The organism is Pseudomonas sp. P5_A12 (genome assembly GCF_056400685.1).
This window is the reverse complement of the sequence record NZ_JBFUKU010000417.1, coordinates 1-3,572: the sequence shown is the minus strand read 5'-3', so window position 1 is coordinate 3,572 and position 3,572 is coordinate 1. Positions and strand designations below refer to the sequence as shown.

Here is a 3,572-nt window from a genome sequence, read left to right as displayed (position 1 = left end):
GAGAAACCGGTGATCTCTTATGTTTCTGGCGCGGAGTAGCGGAGTAATAGTCATGATTGGGATCAGGAAGTTTTCTTCCTGGAACACTCACCACAATGTAAACCGGCTTCACCCCCGACCCCACCGGGAACACAAGAATGAAATCCTTGTACTCAGGCGGATACACCGGGTTCACGATGATGCTGTCCGCCGCAGGCGTCGGCGGATACACCCAGATATGTGGCGCTTGCGGTGCAGCCTCCAGCGCTGGAATGCCGAGGATGTCTGAACCATCCACCGCCGGTGTCCAGATCAGCTCAACACCGTCCCCGAGATCCGCCACCTGCTGACTGCTGCGCAATGTGAACTGCACGACATCGACCATTTCCCAATCGCGGTTTTTGCCGGTGTAGAAACCGTAGCCCTTGAGACTGCCGTCAGCCTGTTGCTCGACCTGCAAACGAACGCGGGTTCTGGCCTGCTTGAGGGCGCGCAATTGATCTTCGGTGTAAAGCGCGCTGTCACCCACGCTCGGCGTCCAGAACAACGCGACGACACCGGCCAATGTGGCGGCTGCGGCAGCTTCAAGTGCCAGGCCCGGAGCAACGAGAGTCGGGGCGCTAAGTGCAAGTCGGCCAATGCCAACCGAGACGGTACTGCCACTGATGGTTTCGAGATTCAGTAGTCCGGCTTCGTCTACATCACGAGCACCGAGCCAGGCGATTTCGCCATAGTCCTTGAGACTGTCAGTCGGAACTACGCCTGAAGGATTGGAGTAATCAATGATGGCATCGGGGAGTTTGCAAGGCTTGGCGAAGACGCATCCCGCGCGGGGGATGTCGGTCTTTTTCGCCGAAACCTGAAGACTATCTTCAAAAAGCCTGCTGCCGGGCGAGCATGGCATCGTAAGCGCTTTGCCGGGCATCGCGTTCGGCCAGTTCGGTGGCGTTCATGAAGCGGTGGGTAACGTGATGACCGTCACCGGAGGGTGGGTTTTTAACCTTGGGAACGTCCTTGTTACCGGCCACTGATCTTCCTTGCGTTCGTCCGTCGACAGCTCCGAAAAAAGGAGCTGTGCGACGTTAACGAACGAGGTTAATCGTGGCTGTAGGACGAAACCCTAATGCTGCCAGGAGAGTTCTCTATCGCTCAGGATTTCAGCATCGCGCTTTTGCGACTTGCCATCGCCGTCACGGCATAACCGATCAACGCTGCCAGAATCGAGCCGGTCAAGATCCCCATCCGGTCCATTCCGGCGTAGTCGCTGACGCCAGGCTCAAACGCCAGGGAGCCGACAAACAGGCTCATGGTGAAACCAATCCCGCAGAGGATCGCTACACCCAGCACATGGCCCCAGTTGGCGCCTTGGGGCAGGGCGGCGATGCCGATTTTCACGGCCAGCCAGGTCAGGCCGAACACACCAACGGTTTTACCCAGCAACAGGCCAGTCGCAATGCCCATCGGTACGTGGTGGGTGAAGCTTTCAACGGTGACGCCGCTCAGGGACAGGCCGGCGTTGGCGAAAGCGAACAGCGGCAAGATGCCATAAGCCACCCACGGGTGCAGGGCGTGTTCAAGGGTCAGCAGTGGCGAAGACTCGGCGTTTTTGGTGCGCAGCGGAATACAGAAGGCCAGCGTCACACCGGCGAGGGTCGCGTGGACGCCGCTCTTGAGCACACACACCCAGAGGATCAAGCCGATGACCATGTAGGGCCCGAGCTTCACCACACCGAGCCGGTTCATGGCGATCAGCGCGATGATGCAGGCGGCGGCCAGTGCCAGCGACACTGTCGACAACGTCCCGGAATAGAAAACGGCGATGACGATGATTGCGCCGAGGTCGTCAATGATCGCCAGGGTCATCAGGAACAGCTTCAGCGACACCGGCACCCGTTTGCCCAGCAAGGCGAGTACGCCGAGGGCAAAGGCGATGTCGGTGGCCATCGGGATAGCCCAGCCACCCAAGGCTGCCGGGTCTTCGCGGTTCAAGAACCAGTAGACCAGCGCCGGCACGACCATGCCGCCAATCGCTGCGGCGCCAGGCAGGACGATTTGCGAGGGGTTCGACAATTGGCCGTCGAGGACTTCGCGCTTCACTTCCAGGCCGATCAGCAGGAAGAACATCGCCATCAGGCCGTCATTGATCCACAGCAGCAACGGCTTGGCGATTTTCAGTGCGCCGATCTGCGCGACCACAGGGGTGTCGAGCAGCCCGCTGTAGAGCCACGACAGTGACGAGTTGTTGATGATTAAAGCCAGGGCTGCAGCGGCGATCAGTAACAGACCGCTGGCAGCTTCCAACTGAAAGAAACGCGTGAAAGTGCTACGCAGAGGCAAGGTCGCTCTCCATCGATAATTCAAAAGGTGGCACACCCTAACCCGTACCGTTAGTTGTTAAAACAAAAGTTATATTCTTTTTTGTTATAAGCCGTAACAACGTAAAGGACGGGACCGGACTTGAGCCTAGCAGTTGCCGGACGTATTGAAGGTCAGCTGTACCTGTGCGTGCTGTAGGTTTTTTCCTAAGCTTGATAGCTGAGCCTTGCAAATAAGGCCGACTCAACGAGAAAACCATCATGAGCGACAACCGACAGTGGGCCCGCGAAGCCATCCGGATCATCGAAGCGGACTTCCAGCGCAGCGCCGATACCCATCTGATCCCCTTGCCGCTGCCGGGTTTTCCGGGCATCGAGTTGTATTTCAAGGATGAATCCAGTCACCCCACCGGCAGCCTGAAGCACCGCCTGGCGCGCTCATTGTTTCTCTACGCCTTGTGTAATGGCTGGTTGAAACCCGGTGCGCCAGTGATCGAAGCGTCCAGCGGCTCGACGGCGATTTCCGAGGCGTACTTCGCCAGCTTGCTGGGTTTACCGTTCATTGCGGTGATGCCGGCGACCACCTCCAAAGAAAAGATCGCGCAAATTGCGTTCTATGGCGGCAAGAGTCATCTGGTCGATGACCCGACCCAGATTTACGCCGAGTCCGAGCGGCTGGCGCGCGAGCATGATGGTCATTTCATCGACCAGTTCACCTACGCCGAACGCGCCACCGACTGGCGAGCGAACAACAACATCGCTGAATCGATCTTCCATCAAATGCGTTTCGAGCAGCACCCTGAACCAAGCTGGCTGATCTCCAGCCCCGGCACGGGCGGCACCACCGCAACGCTGGGTCGTTACGTGCGTTATCGCCAGCATTGCACCCGTGTGCTGTGCGCCGATGCCGAACGTTCGGTGTTTTTCGATTACTACCAGACCGGCGATGCCAGCCTGCGCCTGGACTGCGGTTCGCGGATTGAAGGAATTGGCCGGCCACGGGTGGAAGCGTCGTTCCTGCCCAAGGTGATCGATGCCATGGTGAAAGTGCCGGACGCGTTGTCCCTGGCGGCCATGCATTATCTGGCGCAAGGACTGGGGCGACGGGTTGGCGGATCGAGCGGGACCAACCTGATCGGCGCCTTGATGGCGGCTCAGCAGATGGCGGCGGCGGGGGAGTCGGGGTCGATCGTGGCGATTCTGTGTGATGGCGGTGAACGCTATGCCACCACCTATTACGATCAGGATTGGCTCAAGGGCCAGGGGTATGAGTTGAGT

The 3,572-nt window shown here is 58.8% G+C and carries 2 protein-coding genes and 1 pseudogene; 1 reads left to right on the top strand and 2 read right to left on the bottom strand.

What is annotated here, in order from left to right:
* Both AC1DSG_RS29090 and nhaA read right to left on the bottom strand, forming a co-directional pair.
* Positions 1-1,007, bottom strand: a pseudogene (locus AC1DSG_RS29090) (S-type pyocin domain-containing protein); the annotation flags it as partial.
* 121 nt (positions 1,008-1,128) lie between these two features.
* Entirely contained in the window at positions 1,129-2,316 is a 1,188-nt protein-coding gene (nhaA, locus tag AC1DSG_RS29085; protein WP_477793956.1) for a Na+/H+ antiporter NhaA, read from the bottom strand.
* A gap of 236 nt (positions 2,317-2,552) precedes the next feature.
* Here nhaA and AC1DSG_RS29080 point away from each other — a divergent pair.
* A partial coding sequence (locus AC1DSG_RS29080) for a PLP-dependent cysteine synthase family protein (protein WP_477793957.1) occupies positions 2,553-3,572 on the top strand: 1,020 nt, incomplete at its 3' end.